Here is a 1,598-nt window from a genome sequence, read left to right as displayed (position 1 = left end):
CGGACCTGGATCCCGGTGGCGTTCAGCCGCAAGACCACACCTTCGGCTTCGGCGTACGCGAAGACGTCTGGGAGGGTCCGCAGCCGGACCCCTGGGCGGTCCGGTACCGCGAAGCCGCGGCGGGCAAGCAGGCCCCGTATCTCGGCGACGGCCCGGGTGATCGTGGAGCGGTCGACGCCGAGCAGCAGACCCAGGACCGCGTGCGGCAGGTCGTGCCGCAGAATGGATCAGCGTCGCGACCACCCGGTCGGTGAACACCGGCCGGTGCTTGGCGCCCGCACCCGCGGCCCGGAGCCGCACGCCGCCCCGGACCGCGTGCCGCCGGCCCTCGACCACTGCCTGCCATGCTTCCTGGGCCGGCGCATCCCCACCGCAATCACGCACCAGCTCGTTGGTCAACTCCAACACCCCAGATCGGCAGCCAACCGTCACAACCAGAATGACGGTCAGTCACAGTTGCTTGGACCAGTCACCCTTGAAACGATAAGCACGGCCGTCACCGACCTGCTTCAGCCCGTCCGGGACAACATCATCATGGTACGGGTACTGCTGCGTCACCGCGGCCAGCAGGAACTCCAGGAAGCCGCCCTCGAACAGGTCCCACTCCCGCATCGAGTGGAACTTGGCAGTGACCGGCCAGCGGTCCGGGTCCGGGCCCCGCAGCAGCCAGAAGAAATGGTCGGAGTTGTAGTTGTTGCCCCACTTCAGCAGCCCGCCCTCGGCCGGGAACAGCGGGTACGGGCACTCGTCATAATCCCCGTCCCGGTAGGCCTGGGCCAGCCAGGCACAGTATCCGTAGGGCTCCGTCGTGTTAAACAGGAACCCCTCGAAGCCGACCGGCTCCGCGATCTGGGAACTGGGCGCTGCCGATGGCGTGTAGATGTGCAATTCGTTGCTGATGCTGACCGACCCGTACCGGTCGGCGAACGCCCGGTAGTCCGCGGGCAGCTGGAAACCGATCTCCCCCGGCGCGCGCTCCCACGGGACCGGCACCACTCCGTCCGCAGGCGGCGGCCCGATCACCGCGCCGAGCCGGTCCAGCGTCTCCTCGACGTTCACGTCCACTCCCGTCGGCCGCCCGTTCTCGCCGGAGGCTAGTTTCCCAGGTTCACGAGTCCGCTCGGGCCGTAGCGCGCGTTGTCCACGACCGTCCATGCGGAGTCCGTGCCCGCCCCGGTGGTGGCATCCCACGCGTAGAGCGACATCTCCCATCTGCTCGGAATGGTGCTGATGGTGCTGTTGTACTGCGGACGCACGTTGTACCGCACATAACCCCGGTTCATGCCGCTCTCGGCTCTGGTCTCGAAGGTCCGCATGCTGTTGGTGATGGTGCCGCCGGTTGCCTGGTTGGTGTTGGCCCCCTGCTGGAAGCAAGGCGTCAGGTTCCGCTCGTCCCTCGTTCCGCCGGCCATGCGCGGCACGGAGTGGCAGCGAGCGAGGACCTTATCGGGGTCGGGGAACCCGAGGGCGGTCGCCCGCGCCTGAGCGTCGTTCCAGCCCCGGATGTCGCCGCCCGCGGACTGCCCCCTCTTGGAGCTGGGCGTCCCTTCGAGACAGGCTTTGACTCCCCGGTTGCGGCCCTGAGCGTCCGGCGGCAG

The 1,598-nt window shown here is 68.5% G+C and carries 2 protein-coding genes and 1 pseudogene; all 3 read right to left on the bottom strand.

Translation table 11 applies throughout. The annotated features are described in order from the left end of the window. Positions 1-405: pseudogene (locus ABZ641_RS36625) on the bottom strand (transposase family protein); the annotation flags it as partial. Between the two features lie 45 nt (positions 406-450). Continuing rightward, positions 451-1,059: a hypothetical protein gene (locus tag ABZ641_RS36620; RefSeq protein WP_359988860.1), complete on the bottom strand. Its 609-nt coding sequence runs from the start codon at positions 1,057-1,059 to the stop codon at positions 451-453. A gap of 35 nt (positions 1,060-1,094) precedes the next feature. Then, positions 1,095-1,598: DNA/RNA non-specific endonuclease (locus tag ABZ641_RS36615; RefSeq protein WP_359988858.1), on the bottom strand; the 504-nt coding region annotated here is incomplete at its 5' end.

Origin of the sequence: Kitasatospora sp. NPDC007106, assembly GCF_040634455.1 — a bacterium.
GTDB classification, from domain to species: Bacteria; Actinomycetota; Actinomycetes; order Streptomycetales; family Streptomycetaceae; genus Kitasatospora; species Kitasatospora arboriphila.
This window is presented reverse-complemented; position numbering and strand designations above follow the sequence as displayed.